Source organism: Streptomyces venezuelae, assembly GCF_008642295.1.
Classification (GTDB): domain Bacteria; phylum Actinomycetota; class Actinomycetes; order Streptomycetales; family Streptomycetaceae; genus Streptomyces; species Streptomyces venezuelae_C.
In genome coordinates this window covers 1,510,691-1,528,908 of record NZ_CP029190.1, presented here as the reverse complement: position 1 = coordinate 1,528,908, position 18,218 = coordinate 1,510,691, and the positions used below count along the sequence as shown (strand labels likewise).

Below are 18,218 nucleotides of genomic sequence, written 5' to 3'. Positions count from 1 at the left end.
GCCCGGGCGTCGCAGGGGCTAGCGCGCCACCCAGCCGCGTTCGTAGGCGTGCCAGCCCAGTTGGAGGCGGGTGGTGACCCCGGACAGTTCCATCAGGCCCTTCACCCGGCGCTGGACCGTCCGCAGGCCCAGCTCCAGGTGTTTCGCCACGCTCGCGTCCGTCATCCCCGCCAGCAGCAGCGACAGGATCTCCAGGTCCGTTTCGTCCGGGGCCGTCTCCGACTCGGTCACCGACCCGCCCGTGCCCAGCCGCAACGGCAGGGACTCCCGCCACACCGCCTCGAACAGGCCGAGCAGGGACTCCAGCAGGCCGGAGGCGTGTACCACCAGGGCCGCAGGCTCCGCGTTCCGGCCGGTCAGCGGGACCATCGCCAGGGTGCGGTCCGCGATCACCAGCTTGGTCGGGACCCGCGGGACCACCCGGACCTGCTCACCGCGGCCCAGCGCCCCCTGGGTCTCCCGCAGCCCCTCCGGCTCCGTCAGCACCTCCCGTTCGATCACCACCCGGTAGGCCACCCCGCGCCCCGACGCCCGGTCCTCGGCATCGTTGTCCGGGCCCGCCACCACCTGAGGGCGGCCCGTCACCAGCGCGCACACCTCCTCCACCGCCCCCAGCTGGAGCTGGACGAAGCGGTGCGCGACCGCGCTCGCCCCGGTGACCACCTCCACCAGGTCGTGGACGGCCGGCTCGGTGGCCTCCGCCCGGTACTCCTCCGCCAGCAGCACCGCCGCCAGCTCCGCCTGCTCCAGTTCGTGCCGCTGCTGGGTCAGCAGCGCGCCGAGGGCGACCCCCGGCGGTGCCGCCACCCAGCGGCCCGGCCGGGCCGAGGACTGCGCCGCCAGCCCCTGCCGCTCCAGGTGCCGCAGCGCCCGCTCGGTCGCCGGCACCGGCAGGGTCAGCCGGTGCGCCAGATCGGGGACCTCCGCAGCCCCCAGCGCCACCAGCGCGCGGTACGCCGATTCCTGGCCCTCGTCCAGGCCTATCGCACCCAGCAAAACGTCCACCCCACTCTCGCCCACCCCGTCCGTGCCTGGCGGGAAGCGGCCACGGCGCAAACCCGCCGCGGACATCATCACCGCACCCCCCGCCTCTCTGCCAAGGTGACGCCACCGCAGCACCACCATCCACCGGCCGGAACCCGCCGTTGCGCCAACTTTGCCGCGCAATGCCGACGTTGGCCGGAATTCACCTGGGGAGAGCGATGCGCCCGATATCGCGTACGGCACTCGGGGCGGCCACCGCAGCCGTCCTGGCCGTCACCGCCGTCGGCCCGTCGTCGGCACAGCAGCCGAGCGACGCCACCGGAAGCCGGCCGGACCGACCACTCACCGGCAGTGCCGCCGCGGCGGGAACGCCCGCCGGCCCGGTCACCGTCACCCTGGTCACCGGTGACCGGATCCTGGTCTCCACCGATGCCGCCGGCCGCACCGCGGCCACCGCGGTCCCCCGCGGGGACGGCAGCCTGCCGCTCGTACAGACCCGCCAGTCCGGCCGCGACCTGTACGTCTACCCCGAGGGCGCCGTCAAGGCCCTGGCCGCCGGCACGGTCGACCACGAGCTGTTCAACGTCACCTCCCTCATCCGGCAGGGCTACGACGACAGCCGCGCCGCGAAGCTCCCGCTGATCGCGGTCTACGACAGCTCCGTGGACGTGGCCCGCAGCACCCCGGTCACCCCCCGCGGCGCCGAACGCGCCCTGGTCCTCGACTCCATCGGCGCCGTCGCCCTCACCGCCGACAAGCAGCACACCGCCGAGTTCTGGGCCGATGTCACCGGCCCCCGGTCCCGCGCGGCCGGCGGGCTGAAGAAGCTGTGGCTGGACGGCAGGGTCCAGGCGAACCTGGAGCGGTCGACCCGTCAGGTGGGCGCCCCCACCGCCTGGGCCGCCGGCTACGACGGCAAGGGCACCAAGGTCGCCGTCCTCGACACCGGCACCGACCTCGACCACCCCGACCTCAAGGGCCGGGTCACCGGATCGCAGAACTTCACCGACTCCGACACCGACGCCGACCGCCAGGGCCACGGCACCCACACCATCTCCACCGTCGGCGGCTCCGGCGCCGCGAGCGGCGGCGCCAGGAAGGGCGTCGCCCCCGGCGCCGGACTCCTCTCCGGCAAGGTCCTCAACGACCAGGGCTACGGGCTGGACTCGTGGATCATCGCCGGTATGGAATGGGCCGTCGACAACAAGGCCGACATCGTCTCCATGAGCCTCGGCGACCCCTCCCGGACCGCCTGCGACGACCCGCTCGCCGCCGCCACCGAACGCCTCTCGCAGCAGGGCACCCTGTTCGTGATCGCGGCCGGCAACTCCGGCCCCGGCAACAACACCGTCTCCTCGCCCGGCTGCACCCCCGCCGCGCTGACCGTCGGCGCCGTGGACCGCGACGACACCACCGCCCCCTTCTCCAGCCGCGGCCCGGCCGGCCTCCGGCACACCCTCAAGCCGGAGATCGCCGCGCCCGGCGTCGGCATCTCGGCCGCCGCCGCCGGAGGCCGCGGGGTGTACGCCTACCAGGCCATGTCCGGGACCTCCATGGCCACCCCGCACGTGGCCGGCGCCGCCGCCCTCCTCAAGCAGCGCCACCCCCACTGGACCGGCGCCCAGCTCAAGGCCGCCCTCGTCGGCTCCGCCGCCACCACCGTGCCCGGGGACGTACGGGAGACCGGCGGCGGACGCCTGGACGTCCCGGCCGCCCTCGCCGCCGGTGTCACCGGCGCCCCCGCCGTCCAGGGCGGCACCTTCAACTGGCCGCAGGACCGCAGCGACCGCACCACGGCCGAGATCCCGTACACCAACACGGGCAGCACCCCGGTCACCCTGGACCTGTCCCTCCAGAAGGTCACCGGCAACGACGGCTCCGCCGTCCGCGCCCCCCTCGCCCGCCTGGAGCAGCGGAAGGTCACCGTTCCGGCCGGCGCCACCGTCAAGGTGCCGCTCGCCCTCGACCCGGCCGCCCGGATCGACCGCGCCCAGTACGGGGACATCACCGGCCGGGTCCTCGCCACCGGCCCGGCCGGCGTCCGCATCTCCACCCCGTTCTCCCTGTACGTGGAGCCGGAGACGGTCACCCTGCGGGTCAAGCTCCTCGACCGCGCGGGCAGGCCGGCCGCCGGACCCTCCTCCCTCGATGTGATCGGCACCGACACCGCCACCGGTGAACGCCGCTTCAACGAGGGCGCGGTGGACCAGGTCTACCGGGTGCGCCCGGGCGCGTACTTCCTGTCCGCCTTCGTCGGCACCCCCGACCCGGGCGAGGGCGCCGAACTGCTCGACTCCCTCACCTACCTGGGCCGTCCCCAGCTGGAGGTGAAGAAGGACACGACCATCGTGCTGGACGCCCGGAAGGCGGGCCGGCTGAGCATCGCCGCCGACCGGCCCACCGAGAGCCGCAGCACCACCCTGTCCTTCGCCCGCAGCTGGGACGACACCTGGCTGCACGCCGGCACCGCCATGGGCGGCCCCACCCTCCGCGGCTTCTACGCCTCGGTCGAAGGCCGTGCGGAGGACGGCGCGTTCGAGTTCGGCAGCTACTGGCGGGCCGCCGCCCCGCTGATCGCCGAGCTCAAGGTGGCCGGACCCGGCGGCCCGGTCCTGCACCCGCTCACCGCCTCCCTCGGCAGCGCCAACCTGGACGGCACCGGCAGCGCCCCGCTGGTGAACGCCGGCGCCGGCACCCCGGCGGAACTCGCCGCGGCCGGCGCCAAGGACGCCATCGTGCTGGTCAAGGCCGAGGACGGCGCCCTGTACCAGCAGGCGCAGGACGCCAAGGCGGCCGGCGCCAAGGCCGTGCTCGCCCACCGCGACGCCCCCGGCCGCTGGGCCGGCTTCACCGGCTACGCGGGCGGCACCCTGCCCGCCCTGACCATCGACAGCGCGGAGGCGACGACCCTGCTCGGCCGGCTGGCGGGCGGCAAGGTCACGCTCTCCTGGAAGGCCACGGCCCGCAGTCCGTACGTCTACAACCTGGCGCAGACCGAGTCCGGCCCGCTGCACGGCGACCGGGTCTACCGGGTCCGGGACCGCGATCTGGGCTCCGTCCGGTCCACCTACCACGCGATGGGCGTGGCAGCCGACTACATGGACCTGGTCGGCGCCTACCGGCCGCTGGGCCACGCGGTGTTCTTCGGCTCGCTGGAGACCGTCGCCGTGCCCGGCACCCGCACCGAGTTCTACTCCGCCGGCACCACCGTCTGGGACCACCTGCTCTCCAGCAGCTTCCCCTGGGGCGAGTTCATGACCGACCGGCAGCGCACCTACACCAAGGGCGGCGAGCGCAGCGAGTCCTGGTACGACGGGGTGATCGGCCCGGTCGCCCCGCGCGACACGGCGGGCCGGCCGGTGCTGGCCGCCGAGCGGCAGGGCAACCTGATCGGCTTCGCCTCCGCGATGTGGGGCGACCGCGGGCACTACGCACAGCCGGGCTCCTTCGGCGACATCGGCAATCTGACGCTGAAGCGGAACGGCGAGCAGATCGGGTCCAGCGGTTACCCGTCCGGGGTCTTCGAGGTCCCGGCCGAGGAGGGTACGTACGAACTGACCCAGAACGTGGAGAAGATCGGCGCCCCGGCCCGGGTCTGGCAGCGCTCGCAGAGCGTGCAGACCTCCTGGACCTTCCGCTCGAAGCTGGACGGGTCGGCGTACTCGCAGACCCTGCCGATCCTCTTCCCGTCCCTCTCGGTTCCCGAGGACGGTACGAAGACGGTGGCGGCGGCCCGCGGCATCCGGATCGGCCTGGCCGCCACCGGCCACGCCGGATACGACCCGGGCGCCCTGAAGTCCGCGAAGCTGTCGTATTCCTACGACGGCGAGCACTGGACCGAGGCGCGGGTCACCCGGCAGGGCGGCACCTGGACGGCGGAGGCCGACCACACGGGCGCGGCCGGCAAGCCGGTCTCGCTGAAGGTGGAACTCACCGCGGCCGACGGGGCCTCGGTCACCCAGACGGTGGTACGCGCCTACGACGTGCGCGGCTAGCCGCGGGGGGATGCAGGGCGACGGCCGCCGGGGGGAGACCCCCGGCGGCCGTCGCGTTGGGCCGTACGGGTGGGTGGGTGAGGCTGTCGGCATGGAGTTGACGGAGTGTCGCGTCCGGCGTACGGGACTTCCGTGGTCGGGGAGGTTAGTACCCATATGTCCTCCGGGTGCCTCCCCGCTGGTTCGGCCGGGCGGCGGACCCTGGAAAACAGTCGAAGGGAAACGCATGAAGCTGCGCCTCGTCCTCGCCTGCTCCTCGGCGGTCGCAGGTCTCGGACTGTGTGCCACGGGCGCCCCGGCCCTGGCCGCACCCGCCAAGGCCGCACCGCTGAACGTGTCCGTGCCATGCGGCACCAACGGCACCGACCTGCTGATCGACGCGGTCAACGAACTGAACAACAATTCCGACGGTGGCACGATCCGGCTGGCCGAACGGTGCACCTACGCCTTCAACAACGGCTCCGGCCCGAACGCCCTGCCGCAGATCAACCGCGCCATCACCATCAAGGGCGAGGACTCCGCCCTGATCCGGTCCGACAGCTCCCCCGACTTCCGGCTGATCGAGGTGGGAACGAGCGGACAGCTCACGCTGAAGGGCCTCACCCTGGCCGGCGGGCACTCCAGCGGCAACGGCGGGGCCATCTTCAACCGAGGGATCCTGCGACTGGAACAGACCACGGTCGCCGGCAACCGGGCGGACGACGACGGCGGCGGCATCTACAACGAGGGCAACGCCAAGCTGACCGAAAGCTACGTGCAGACCAATGTGGCCGGCACCAACGGCGGCGGCCTCAGCAACAGCGACACCGGAACCCTTACCCTCCTCAAGACCGTCGTGACCGGGAACGCCGCGGACGAAGACGGCGGCGGCATCGAGAACGACGGCAGGCTGCTGATCACCTCCAGCCACATCGAGAACAACGTGGCCCGCGACGGCAACGGCGGCGGCCTGGACAACGACGGCCCGGCGACCATCAAGGAGAGCAAGTTCATCGAGAACTGGACGGGCCAGTCCGGCGGCGGCATCAACCAGGAACCGGACGGCTCCCTGGAGATCTTCGGCGGTGAGTTCTACCACAACAAGGCGGGCGAGGACGGCGGCGGCCTGCACAACGCCGGAGACGCGACCCTGCACAAGACCAAGATCGTCAAGAACCAGGCCGGCGACGACGGCGGCGGCATCAACAACGAGGTGGAGGACAACAACATCCCGGTGCTGACGCTCAAGTACGTGCTCATCAAGGAGAACCGGGCCGCCGACCAGGGCGGCGGCGTCCGCAACGAGCAGTTCGGCAAGGTCGAGAACATCAAGAGCGAGATCATCAAGAACCTTCCGACGAACTGCGCGGGCGATGTACCGGGCTGCTACTCCAAGGACGAGGAGAAGAAGAAGCGGACCCCGTGACCCGGCCGGCGCTGCCGGCGCTGCCGGCCTTGCCGGAATCAAAGGTCTGAGCGGATATCGGGTACGTCAGTTCGAGACGCCGGTCCTCGCCGCCCCGTGCGGGGTGCGAGGACCGGCGTCTTGCCGCACGCACGGGCGTATTTCCGTGCAATCGACGTTTCCGGCCGACCCGACCGGCCGACAATGGGGGGCATGAGTCAGCAGGGGGACGCGGACCCACAGGACTGGTGGCACAAGCTCTACGAGGACGCGCCCGGCGCGGTGGAGCCCGGCGAGGCGGAGTCGCCGCCGGGCTCCGGCGTGCCGGGCCCGCCCGCATCGGCGGCCGGGCCGCCACCGGACCGGCCGGATCCGCGCGTGACGCTGGTCCCCGGCCCGCGGGCCGCCGCGGACGACGCCGCGGCGGACACCCTCGAGGCCCGGTTCGGCTCGGCCTGGGCCATGCTCACCGGCGCCGAGGCACCGCCGGAGCCGGAACCCCGGGCGGGGGTGCCGGACCCCCGGTCGGCCGAGCGGGCGGAGCCGGCGCCCGCACCCGCGGCGAAGCCCGCGCCCGGGGTGGAGCCCGCACCCGAGGCGAAGCTTGCGCCCGGGGTGGAGCCCGCGCCGGAGCCCGCGCCCGGGGTGAAGCGCGCGCCCGCGCCGGAGTACGCACCCGCGGTGAAGCCCGCGCCCGAGGTGGAGCCCGCGCCGCAGGTGAAGCCCGCGCCGCAGCCGGAGGCCACCGCGGCCACCGGCTACGCCCTCGGGCAGGTCTCCGTACCGCCGGTGATCGCGGACGCGGGCCCGGAACGGCCGGCCGTCCGGCACCTGGGGGACCGGCCGCCCACCTACGCCGCCGAACCCGGCGCACTCCCCGTCGCCGACCCGGCCGAGCTGGACGCACTGATCCCCGACACCGTCCTGGACGGCGCACGCTACGGCGGCAGTGTGCTCCGCGCCTGCTCCGTACGCGGGGACTCCGCCCGGTACCGCGGCGAGGCCCGCCGCGACTTCCTGCTCACCGCCCGCTTCGGCACCGGCGACGACTCCCTGGTGCTGGTCGCGGTGGCCGGCGGGGACCGCGCCGCGGAGGGCGCGCGCGAGGCCGCCGCCGAACTGTGCCGCTGGGTCGGCGCCGCCGTCGGCCGCAGCCAGACCCGGCTCGGCGACGACCTCCGGTCCGGCCGCCGGGACGCCCTGCGCTCCGGGCTCCAGCGGCTCACCGACCGCGGCTACGGCCGGCTCCGCGCCCGCGCCGCCGAGCTCGGACTCGACGAACCCGCATACACGGCCGGGCTCCGCTGTCTGCTGCTGCCCATCGACCCCGAGTGCCGTATCCGGGTGAGCTTCGGAACCGGCCCCGGCGGGCTGTTCCGGCTGCGGGCGGGGGAGTGGCAGGACCTCGAAACCGGCCCCGCCGTCGCCGAGGACGGCACCGGCACCGGATTCCGGTTCCGGGCGAGCCTCGCCAAGCCGGGGGACACGCTGATGCTGTGCACCGCCGGCCTGGCCGAGCCGATGCGCGAGGAGGCCCTGCTGCCCGCCGAGCTCGCCGCCCGCTGGGCCGGAGCCGAGCCGCCCGGGCTCGCGGCCTTCCTCGCCGACACCCAGCTCCGCCTCAAGGGATACGCCGACGACCGCACGGCCGCCGCGGTCTGGGAGGCGTAACCGTACGGATCATGGGTTCATGGGGGAGGCGGGACAGCGAGCCACCGCGAGCGAAAGGGCATCCCCTCCATGGCCAAGCAGAACGTGGCGGAGCAGTTCGTCGACATCCTGGTGCGGGCCGGCGTCCGCCGGATGTACGGGGTCGTCGGCGACAGCCTCAACCCCGTCGTCGACGCGATCCGCCGGACGGACGGACTCGAGTGGATCCAGGTCCGGCACGAGGAGACCGCCGCGTTCGCGGCCGGTGCCGAGGCCCAGATCACCGGCCGGCTCGCCGCCTGCGCCGGCTCCTGCGGCCCCGGCAACCTGCACCTGATCAACGGCCTCTATGACGCCCACCGCTCCATGGCCCCGGTCCTCGCCCTCGCCTCGCACATCCCCTCCAGCGAGATCGGCCTCGGCTACTTCCAGGAGACCCACCCCGACCGGCTGTTCAGCGAGTGCAGCCACTACAGCGAACTCATCTCCAACCCCCGCCAGATGCCCCGGCTGCTCCAGACCGCCGTCCAGCACGCCATCGGCCGCAGCGGGGTCAGCGTGGTCGCCCTGCCCGGCGACATCGCCGACCAGCCGGCACCCGAGAAGGCGGTGGAGCACGCACTGGTCACCGCCCGTCCCACCGTCCGGCCCGGCGAGGGCGAGATCGAGAAGCTGGTCCGGATGGTCGACGAGGCGGAAAAGGTCACCCTGTTCTGCGGCAGCGGCACGGCCGGCGCCCACGCCGAGGTCATGGAGTTCGCCGGGCGGGTGAAGGCCCCGGTCGGGCACGCGCTCCGCGGCAAGGAGTGGATCCAGTACGACAATCCGTACGACGTGGGCATGAGCGGCCTGCTCGGCTACGGCGCCGCCTACGAGGCCACCCACGAGTGCGACCTGCTGCTCCTGCTCGGCACCGACTTCCCCTACAACGCCTTCCTGCCGGACGACGTCCGGATCGTCCAGGTGGACATCAGGCCCGAACACCTCGGCCGCCGCTCCCAGTTGGACCTCGCCGTCTGGGGTGACGTACGGGAGACGCTGCGCGCCCTGAACGCCCGGGTGAAGGCCAAGACCGACCGCCGTTTCCTGGACCGGATGCTGAAGAAGCACGCCGACGCCCTGGAGGGCGTGGTCAAGGCCTACACCCGCAAGGTGGAGAAGCACACCCCGATCCACCCCGAGTACGTGGCCTCCGTGCTCGACGAACTCGCCGACGACGACGCGGTCTTCACCGTGGACACGGGCATGTGCAACGTATGGGCGGCGCGCTATCTTTCGCCGAACGGCAAGCGCCGTATCATCGGCTCCTTCAGCCATGGCTCGATGGCCAACGCCCTTCCCCAGGCCATCGGGGCGCAGTTCACCGACCGGAGCCGTCAAGTGGTGTCGATGTCCGGTGACGGCGGATTCTCGATGCTGATGGGAGATTTCCTCACCCTGGTGCAGTACGACCTGCCCGTCAAAGTGGTGCTGTTCAACAACTCCTCCCTCGGCATGGTCGAACTGGAAATGCTGGTTTCCGGCCTTCCTTCGCACGGAACCACCAACCGGAACCCGGACTTCGCCGCGATCGCCCGCGCGGCGGGTGCCTACGGGGTCCGGGTGGAGAAGCCCAAGCAGCTCAGCCAGGCATTGAAGGATGCGTTCCGGCACCGTGGGCCCGCTTTGGTGGATGTGGTGACCGACCCCAACGCCCTGTCGATTCCACCGAAGATCAGCGCCGAAATGGTGACCGGATTCGCACTGTCCGCCAGCAAGATCGTGCTGGACGGCGGGGTGGGCCGAATGCTGCAGATGGCTCGATCCAACCTGCGCAACGTGCCGCGTCCGTAACTCCGTTACAGGCCGGGAGGAGTGCGTTTCCCTCCGGCGGGCATGCATCCCGTAGGCCTGTTCGAAGGCGGAATTCATACGGGGAGGTACGTCGCCGTGCGGGTGGGGGCGAAGACCGAGATCACTCGGAGGGTGCGCCGGGCGGATCTGAAGGCGGTGGGCGAAGTCCGCAGGGACCTGCGGGAGATGCTCCGGCACCGGTGCCGGGCGGACACCGCGGACGTGGCGGAGCTGCTGGCCACCGAACTGGTGACCAATGCGCTGGTCCACACCGACCAGGGAGCCGAGGTGAGCCTCCGGCTCGCCGACACCCGGTTACGGGTGGAGGTGCGGGACGGGACCGCTCGGCGGCCCCGGCCGTACGTACCGATCGCCGACGACGGTACGCACGGCCGGGGGCTGATGCTGGTGCAGGCGCTCGCCGATGCCTGGGGAGTGGCCCCGGCCGGCGGCGGCAAGGTGGTGTGGTTCGAACTGGACGGGGGCGGCCCGGACTGAGCCGCGGCCCGGGCCGGCCGGGCCGACCGGGCCTGCCGCTCAGCCGAACTGCTGCTCGAGGTCCTTGAGTTTGCGCTCCAGAGAGTCGAGTCGGGGAATGGTCTGGGTGTCGTCCTCGGCGGTCAGGTCCACGGTCCGGGCCTCACCCGGGTCGGTTCCGTGAACGGCCTGCAGGGAGGGCCGGCGGCGTACGGGCAGCTGTCCCGGTTCCGCTATGGCGGGCTCCGCGCCGACCGGCGCGGAGCCAGTACCCGGAGCGAGACCGGGGGGTGCCTCGACCTGACGGCCGCGGGCCCGGGGCAGACCGAAGGCCCGGTGCTGCCGGCCCAATGCCCTGATGTGGGCGCGTTCCCGGCGCTGGTGCTCGCGCCGGCGCAGCCGCTCCTGCTCCTTCTCCCGCTTGTCCTCCCGTACCTCGTCCACCGCCTCGTCGAGGGTGCGGACCCCCTCCAGCAGCATCAGGGACCAGGCACCGAAGGTCTCCCGGGGGGCCCGGAGCCAGCGGACGATCCGGATCTGCGGCAGCGGGCGGGGCACCAGACCCTGCTCGCGGAGTGCCGCCCGGCGGGTCTGCTTGAGCGCGCGGTCGAAGAGGACGGCCGCGGAGAGCGACATTCCGGCGAAGAACTGGGGCGCCCCGTCGTGGCCCAGCCCCCGGGGGGCGTGCACCCAGTTGAACCAGGCGGCTGCGCCGGCGAACAGCCAGACCAGCAGCCGGGAGCCGAGGGCAGCGTCACCGTGGCTGGCCTCGCGGACGGCGAGCACCGAACAGAACATGGCGGCGCCGTCGAGGCCGAAGGGGACCAGGTACTCCCAGCCTCCGGAGAGATTGAGGTTCTGCCGGCCGAAGCCGACCAGTCCGTGGAAGGAGAGCGCGGCGGCCACCGCCGCGCAGCAGAAGAGCAGGACGTACGAGGCGGTGCCGTAGATGGCCTCCTTGCGGCGCCGGCGCTCCTCGCTGCGCTCCCAGCTGTCGTCCGCCGCGGCCTTCTCGCTGTCGCGCCTGCCCCGGGCCAGCACCGCCACTGCCGCAAGTACGCCCAGGATCAACAGGCTGCCGGGAAGCAGCCAGTCCAGCGATATGTCGGTCAGTCTCATCCGGTGTCCCTTGCCTGAAGACTCGCGTCGCGTGAGCGGCATTCCGGGCGCCATAGTGGCGGAACCGGTCCGGCCCGCACGCGGGTTTTGGGGCAAGAGGACTCTGATGGGGTGTGGGTCCCTCCGGATAGGGTGTTGTGACTCGAACTGCGGTTCCATGTGCGGGAGTTGCGTTCGATTACGACCACCCGTGCAGCCGGTTTCGGCGGGCGTCGGCCGGTTGGCCGGGCCGACGGCGGGCCGTTAGGGGGTCAGTTGGCCGAGCCGCTCGGAGTCGCAGGTGCGCGGGCAGGTGGCGCAGGGGTCGGTGGGGCGGATGGTGTAGAAGAGGCAGCAGCTGATCCGGTCGCGGGTGGCGAGCGGGCGACCGTCCGGGCCGGGAAGGGTCCGGAAGCCGCTGCCGCCCGTGTACGGGAGGGTTCCGCCGGGCAGCAGCAGGCCGAGCTCGGCCCGGGCGCGGTCTTCCTCGCCGAACAGTTCGCCGAGGTACCAGAGGCCTTCGGTGACGTCATCGGTCACCATGCCCCACAGGGCCCGCCGACCGCGCCGCATCCGGGTGGAGAAACCTTTCATCACCGGTTCGAGGTGCTCGGCCACCGCAGCCCGCACCTCCGCCCGGAGCGCTTCCTCGTCGGGCACGACCCTGGCCCCCGGGAGCGCCGCCGCGGGGTCGTCCGGCAGACAGGCGAAACCTTCCGGCCGTACGGCCATCCGGCCGAGCTCCCGGTGGAAGGAGACCCGGGCGGCCGGCAGCCGGGGGACCCGCCGGTGCAGGAACCAGGGCACCGTGAACAGCAGGCAGGCCGGCCAGGCGTACCGGTGGAGACCGAAGCCGGCCACCACGTCCGGCCGGCCCGGCTCCCCGTAGTCCCGCAGGACCTGGGCCGCGTCCCAGTCGAGAAAGGCGTCCAGGGCCGCCCCGCCCGCGGCGAGCTCGTCCGCGCCGACCCACCCCGCACCGCGAGGGGCGGATTCGTGCACGTCGAGCTCGGTCACCCGGAGGCCGGGGTACGCCTCGGCGAGGCGCGCGTACGCGTCCGCCACCGGAGAGCCGGCCGGGGCGGTCGTGACGGGGAGCACTGCCGGGACGGTCATGCAGGACCACCGAATCACGCGATCGTTAACAGGTAAGCCTTACCTTACCTGATCCTCGGCGGATCAAACCCTCCCGGGACGGGGGCTGTCCGGTATCAGACTGTCCGGATCGCGTCGCCTATCCTCTGGGAAAGCACGAGATCAGCCGGGAGGACCGAGTGCACGACGCGGCCGAGGTCCGACTGCCCCGCCAGAAGGTCCGGCGCCATTCCGTACGCGGGCAGGTCCTCGACGCGCTGCGGACCGCGCTGGTGGACGGCGAGCTGGTGCCCGGGGAGATCTACTCCGGGCCCGCCCTGGGGGAGCGCTTCGGGGTCTCGGCGACCCCGGTCCGCGAGGCGATGCAGCAGCTGGCCCTGGAGGGGGCCGTGGAATGCCTGCCGAACCGCGGCTTCCGGGTGATCAGCCGGACGGCCCGGGAGCTGGCCGAACTGGCCGAGGTACGGGCCCTGCTGGAGGTCCCGGTGATGCTGCGGCTGGCCCGCACACTGCCGGCCGAGGCCTGGGAGGCCCTGCGCCCGGCGGCTGCCGCCGCCGGTGCGGCGGCGGCGCTGGGCGACGCGGCGGCCTATGCGGAGGCGGACCGGGCCTTTCACCGGGCGGTGCTGGCGGCGGCCGGCAACCGGCAGCTGCTCCAGGTCGCGGACGACCTGCACCGGCGGGCCCAGTGGCCGCTGCCGGGCGCTCCGCGGGCGCAGCGGGCCGGCCTGATCGCCGACGCGGCCGAGCACGCGGCCATCCTGGAGGCCCTGATCGCAGCGGACCTCCCCACGGCGGAACCCCTGATCCACGCCCACTTCACCCCGACCCGGCCCTGACCGCCCCCGGCCACGGGCTTCGCCCCGGTCTCCCCGGGCCACGGGCGCGATGTCCGGCGAAGCCGGGACGGCGGGTAGCGCGGCCACGGGCTGCGCCCGGGCTCTGCCCGGCACCTGGTCCAGGGGCTTCGCCCCGGACTCCTCGGGCCACCGCCCGGGTGTCCGGCGAAGCCGGGACGACGGGCGGCCCGGCCGTGGGCCGCGCCCGGCACCTTGGTCCAGGGGCTTCGCCCCGGACTCCTCGGACCGCGGGCCGGGTGTCCGGCGGAGCCGGGCCGGCGGGTGGCGCGGTCACGGGCCGCGGCCGGGTCCTGCCCGGCGAAGCCGGGGCGATGGGCGGATGTCCGGCGGAGCGTCGGGGCGCTGCCCGCCCCCGCGGGCGCGAAGCGCCCGGGGCGGGTGTGGCCCCGTGGGGTCCGGGGCCAAGGGCCCCGGTTTCGGGAAGGGGTGGGGTGGGGGAACGCTCCGCGCAGCGGCTACGTCGCGGGGGCGGGGTGGAGGTGGTCGGCCAGCCAGGTGGGGATGCCGCCCAGGAGGTGGAACAGCCGGCGGGCCTCCGCGCGGAGGCGGGTGGCCTCCGGTTCCGGCTCGGCGTCCGCCAGCGCGGCCAGCGCCGGAGCCGTGCCCACCAGGAAGCCCAGCTCCTCCCGGATCCGCAGGGACTCGGCGAAGCCGTGCCTGGCTTCGGCGACCTCGCCGTCCCGCAGGGCCAGCCCGGCCAGGTGCCGCCAGGTGAAGGACAGCAGCAGGACGTCCCCCTGGGCCGCCGCCCCCGCATGGGCCCGCCGGTAGGCCGGCCGGGCCGACTGCGGGGTGTCCGCCAGGTGCTCGGCCACCAGGCCGCGGCGGAAGTCCAGCAGCGGCCGGGTCCGTGAGCCGGGGGACAGCAGGGCCGCGGCCCGCCCCAGGGCCGAGCGGGCCTCGTCGGCCCGGTCCCGGATCCCGAGCACCGTCGCCGCGTACGCCAGCTGCCCGCGCTCACACGCGGCAGCGCCCCGCGCATCGTCGTCCCGGGCCACCGCCTCCGCGGTGCGCAGCGCGTCCTCCGCCTCGGCCCAGCCCTGTCCGGTGAACAGGCAGCGCTCGACCAGCAGCGCGGTGCGCTGGACGGCCGGACCGGCGTCGTCCGTGTGCGGTGTCAGCAGCGCCGCCGCGTCGGTCCAACAGCCGCGCGAACGCAGCCGCCATATCGCCCGCTGGAGGGGGTCGTCGCCCCCGGTAGTTCCGGCACCCGACATGGCGGTGTCCGCCACATTGCCCTCCCCAAGCAACCGAGCAGCACGTCATTGAGCCCTGGGGCGAAATGACAGCACGGATCGGCTTGATCGGCCAAGGGGTCGGGTGAACTCTTTCACAAAGTGCGGACATCGCGTCAGGAGTGTCCAGAGAGCGGGCAGGGAGCGGGCAGGGGGCGGGCAGGTGCCCCCGGATCGGGTATCGGCTCAGCTCATCCGCAGTGCCAGGAAGAAGTCCAGCTTGTCCTCCAGCCGCGAAAGATCGCGCGCCGTCAACTGCTCGATTCGCCCGACCCGGTAACGCAGCGTGTTGACGTGCAGGTGCAGCCGGGTCGCGCAGCGGGTCCAGGAGCCGTCGCAGTCCAGGAAGGCCTCCAGGGTGGGGATGAGCTCCGCCCGGTGCCGCCGGTCGTAGTCCCGCAGCGGGTCCAGCAGCCGGGCCGTGAAGGCCCGCCGGACGTCGTCCGGGACGAAGGGCAGCAGCAGCACGTGCGAGGCCAGCTCGTGGTGTCCGGCCGCGCAGACCCGGCCCGGGCGGGCCGCGGCGACCCGGCGGGCGTGCCGGGCCTCCTCCAGGGCGCCCCGCAGTCCCTCCGCGGAGTGCACGGCGGCGCTGACGCCCAGGGTGAGCCGCCCGTCCCCGTCCAGACCGGCGGCCAGCGGCTCCCGTACGGAGGCCAGCAGCGCATCGGCGTGCAGGGCGCTGTCCGGGCCCTTCTCCTCGGCGTCCGCGGGCAGCGCCGGCAGCGGCACCAGGGCGATGGCCTCGTCCCCGGTGTGGGCGACGGCGATCCGGTCGGAGGGCTCCGGCCCGGACACCGACGGGTCGACGAGGATCTCCTCCAGCAGCGACTGGGCGACCGGGCCGCCGGGGATGTCCCCGCCCTCCCAGTCCACCCGGGCCACCACGACCTGCCAGTGCGGGGCGGTGCCCAGCCCGGGCAGCAGCACCGGTGCGGCGACCCGCAGCCTGGCGGCGATCTCGGCGGGCGCGGCGCCCGTCTGGACCAGCTCCAGCACCTCCTGGGCGAGCCGGCGGCGCACCGTCCGGGCGGCATCGCGCCGGTCCCGCTCGACCGCGATCAGCTGGGTGACGCCCTGCAGCAGGTCCAGCCGCTCGGCGGGCCAGTCGCCGGCGTCCGCCTCCACGGCCAGCAGCCAGTCCGAGAGCACGGTCTCCCGGACGTCCCGGCCGCCCGGTCCGGCACCCCGGGCCACGCCTCTGATCGGGAACAGGGAGTAGGTAATACCCTGGATGGAGATCCGGTGCGGGCCCCGGCGGCCGGTCCGGACCGCCGCGAGGTGCTCGCTCGACAGCGCCGCGCAGATGCCCGGTGCGAGCGGTTCTCCGGCCCCGGCGATCTGCCGGCCGGTGGGGGACAGCACCCAGGCCCGCAGATCGAGGTCCGTGGTGAGCAGATCGAGTACTACGTCAGGTCCGCCGCCCGCGGGGCCCGAGGTCATCAGCCGCCGGTGGCGGTCGACCACGGCCGCGAGGTCGCCCGCACGCTCTCCGGAGACCTGCCGCACCACGTACTCGGTAATGGTGGCGAATGCAACGTCTTCGTTTACGGCGAACAGCGGAAGACGGTTTCTGAGACAGGCGGAAACCAGATCATCCGGGATGGCCCCGAGCTCGGCCTCGCCGGCCGCCAGGCCCGCCACTCCCGCGCTGGCGAGGATTCGTACGAACGGCTCCGAGTCGGCTGAATTTCGCCTCCAGGCCAGTCCTGTCAGGACAAGTTCTCCTCCGGAGAGGTATCGGCTGGGATCCCTCAGGTCCGTGGTCATGACCCCGCGGACCGTGCGGTCGAGTTCTTCCTCGCCGCCCAGCAGCCGCAGCCCCAGCGCCTCGGTCTCCAGCAGTGCGCGCAGCCGCATGATGTCGCCGCCGATCTGTCTCGATGTTGCCGTTGGAAATCGGGCAGGTCGTCGCATCCTGCCTTTCATACGAATCTACAAGACGAGGGAGGCCGCCAGCCAACTCCTTCATGGTTTCGGTGACTGCACTCGGGGGACGCGCGGCTTGTGTACTGGCTCCACACCGCGTTAACAGCACGTGAACGACCAGTCGAGGGCCCTTCGGCCTCCTGGCTTGAAGTGAACGACCCAATGAAGAAGAAGAGAGCCGCACATGGACTTCCTTCGCCCCGCCAGCTGGGAGGAGGCGCTCGCCGCTAAGGCCGAGTTCCCCACAGCTGTGCCGATTGCGGGTGGCACCGACATCATGGTCGAGATCAATTTCGACCACCGCCGTCCGGAATACCTCCTCGACCTCAACCGCATCGAACTGCTGCGGGAGTGGGAGGTAGGCGAGGAGGTCACCAGGCTGGGCGCCTCCGTTCCGTACACCCAGATCATGGAGAACCTGCGCACCACGCTGCCGGGTCTCGCGCTCGCCTCGCACACGGTCGCGTCCCCGCAGATCCGCAACCGCGGCGGTGTCGGCGGCAACCTCGGTTGCGCCTCGCCGGCCGGTGACTCCCACCCCGCCCTGCTCGCCGCAGGCTGCGAGGTCGAGGTCGAGTCCGTACGCGGCTCGCGCATGATCCCGATCGACGAGTTCTACACCGGTGTGAAGCGCAACGCGCTGGCCGCCGACGAGCTCATCAAGACGGTTCACATCAAGAACGCCACGGGCCCGCAGCAGTACTCCAAGGTCGGCACCCGCAACGCGATGGTCATCGCGGTCTGCGGCTTCGGCCTCGCGCTGCACCCCGACACCCGCACGGTGCGTACGGGCATCGGCTCGGCCGCCCCGACCCCGCTCCGGGCCAAGGCCGCCGAGGAATTCCTGAACGCCGCGCTCGAAGAGGGCGGCTTCTGGGACAACGGCAAGGTCATCACCCCGTCGATCGCCAAGCAGTTCGGTGAGCTCGCCTCCGCCGCGTGCAACCCGATCGACGACGTCCGTGGCACGGCGAAGTACCGCCGTCACGCGGTTGGCATCCTTGCTCGCCGCCAGCTCGTCTGGACCTGGGAGCAGTACCGCGGCACGAACGGCCGCTCGCTTGAAGGGGCTGCGTAATCATGCGCGTCAATTTCACTGTCAACGGCCGTCCGCAGGAAGCCGACGACGTCTGGGAGGGCGAGTCCCTCCTCTACGTCCTGCGTGAGCGCCTGGGCCTGCCCGGCTCGAAGAACGCCTGCGAGCAGGGCGAGTGCGGTTCCTGCACCGTCCGCCTCGACGGCGTGCCGGTCTGTTCCTGTCTGGTCGCGGCCGGTCAGGTCGAGGGCCGCGACGTCGTGACCGTCGAGGGCCTGGCCGACTTCGCCAAGCAGCGCGAGGAGCACGGCTGTGGCACCGGCGCCTGCGGAGGCGGCGGCAAGGGCGTGTCCACCGACGAGGCCAAGCAGTGGTCGGCCAAGGGGACCGACTCCCAGACCGGTGAGGGAGTCGAGCTCTCCAACATCCAGCAGGCGTTCATCGACGCCGGCGCCGTCCAGTGCGGTTTCTGCACCCCGGGTCTGCTGGTCCAGGCCGATGCGCTCCTGGAGCAGAACGCCGACCCGTCCGACCAGGACATCCGTGAGGCCCTGTCCGGCAACCTCTGCCGCTGCACGGGCTACGAGAAGATCCTCGACGCCGTCCGCCTGGCGGCGGCCCGTCAGGGAGAGGCGGTCTGAT

At 73.0% G+C, this 18,218-nt stretch carries 13 protein-coding genes; 8 read left to right on the top strand and 5 right to left on the bottom strand.

The features are described from left to right. Positions 1-18: 18 nt before the first annotated feature. Complete coding sequence (locus DEJ50_RS06695) at positions 19-996, bottom strand: helix-turn-helix domain-containing protein (protein ID WP_150211958.1); 978 nt, start codon at positions 994-996, stop codon at positions 19-21. Between the two features lie 206 nt (positions 997-1,202). On the opposite strand from DEJ50_RS06695, the gene DEJ50_RS06690 reads away from it, so the two are divergent. From DEJ50_RS06690 to DEJ50_RS06670, 5 genes are all read left to right on the top strand, one after another. Next, positions 1,203-4,979: a S8 family peptidase gene (locus tag DEJ50_RS06690; RefSeq protein WP_150206668.1), complete on the top strand. Its 3,777-nt coding sequence runs from the start codon at positions 1,203-1,205 to the stop codon at positions 4,977-4,979. 226 nt (positions 4,980-5,205) lie between these two features. Continuing rightward, positions 5,206-6,384 carry a hypothetical protein gene (locus DEJ50_RS06685; RefSeq protein WP_150206667.1) on the top strand — a complete coding sequence of 393 codons (1,179 nt, stop codon included), beginning with the start codon at positions 5,206-5,208 and terminating at the stop codon, positions 6,382-6,384. 192 nt (positions 6,385-6,576) lie between these two features. Beyond that, positions 6,577-8,034 (top strand): protein phosphatase 2C domain-containing protein, encoded by a 1,458-nt coding sequence (locus DEJ50_RS06680; RefSeq protein WP_150206666.1) that lies wholly within the window; start codon positions 6,577-6,579, stop codon positions 8,032-8,034. Between the two features lie 69 nt (positions 8,035-8,103). Further along, positions 8,104-9,846 (top strand): pyruvate dehydrogenase, encoded by a 1,743-nt coding sequence (locus DEJ50_RS06675; RefSeq protein ID WP_150206665.1) that lies wholly within the window; start codon positions 8,104-8,106, stop codon positions 9,844-9,846. Between the two features lie 132 nt (positions 9,847-9,978). Beyond that, positions 9,979-10,344 carry an ATP-binding protein gene (locus DEJ50_RS06670; RefSeq protein WP_150211957.1) on the top strand — a complete coding sequence of 122 codons (366 nt, stop codon included), beginning with the start codon at positions 9,979-9,981 and terminating at the stop codon, positions 10,342-10,344. A gap of 39 nt (positions 10,345-10,383) precedes the next feature. Here DEJ50_RS06670 and DEJ50_RS06665 read toward each other — a convergent pair whose 3' ends face one another. Then, positions 10,384-11,442, bottom strand: coding sequence for a DUF2637 domain-containing protein (locus DEJ50_RS06665; RefSeq protein WP_150206664.1), 1,059 nt, complete (start codon positions 11,440-11,442; stop codon positions 10,384-10,386). 243 nt (positions 11,443-11,685) lie between these two features. After that, positions 11,686-12,537, bottom strand: a complete 852-nt coding sequence (locus tag DEJ50_RS06660; RefSeq protein WP_150206663.1) for a (2Fe-2S)-binding protein — start codon at positions 12,535-12,537, stop codon at positions 11,686-11,688. Positions 12,538-12,677: 140 nt separating this feature from the next. Between DEJ50_RS06660 and DEJ50_RS06655 the strand changes: the two genes are divergently transcribed. Beyond that, entirely contained in the window at positions 12,678-13,355 is a 678-nt protein-coding gene (locus DEJ50_RS06655; RefSeq protein WP_411757670.1) for a GntR family transcriptional regulator, read from the top strand. A gap of 476 nt (positions 13,356-13,831) precedes the next feature. Here the strand turns inward: DEJ50_RS06655 and DEJ50_RS06650 are convergent, their stop codons facing one another. Continuing rightward, entirely contained in the window at positions 13,832-14,608 is a 777-nt protein-coding gene (locus DEJ50_RS06650) for a hypothetical protein (protein WP_150206661.1), read from the bottom strand. 189 nt (positions 14,609-14,797) lie between these two features. Beyond that, positions 14,798-16,471, bottom strand: coding sequence for a PucR family transcriptional regulator (locus DEJ50_RS06645; protein ID WP_150206660.1), 1,674 nt, complete (start codon positions 16,469-16,471; stop codon positions 14,798-14,800). 253 nt (positions 16,472-16,724) lie between these two features. Here DEJ50_RS06645 and DEJ50_RS06640 point away from each other — a divergent pair, with 253 nt between their 5' ends. Then, positions 16,725-17,618 carry an FAD binding domain-containing protein gene (locus DEJ50_RS06640; protein WP_150206659.1) on the top strand — a complete coding sequence of 298 codons (894 nt, stop codon included), beginning with the start codon at positions 16,725-16,727 and terminating at the stop codon, positions 17,616-17,618. Positions 17,619-17,620: 2 nt separating this feature from the next. Further along, entirely contained in the window at positions 17,621-18,217 is a 597-nt protein-coding gene (locus tag DEJ50_RS06635; protein WP_150206658.1) for a (2Fe-2S)-binding protein, read from the top strand. Position 18,218 lies beyond the last annotated feature (1 nt).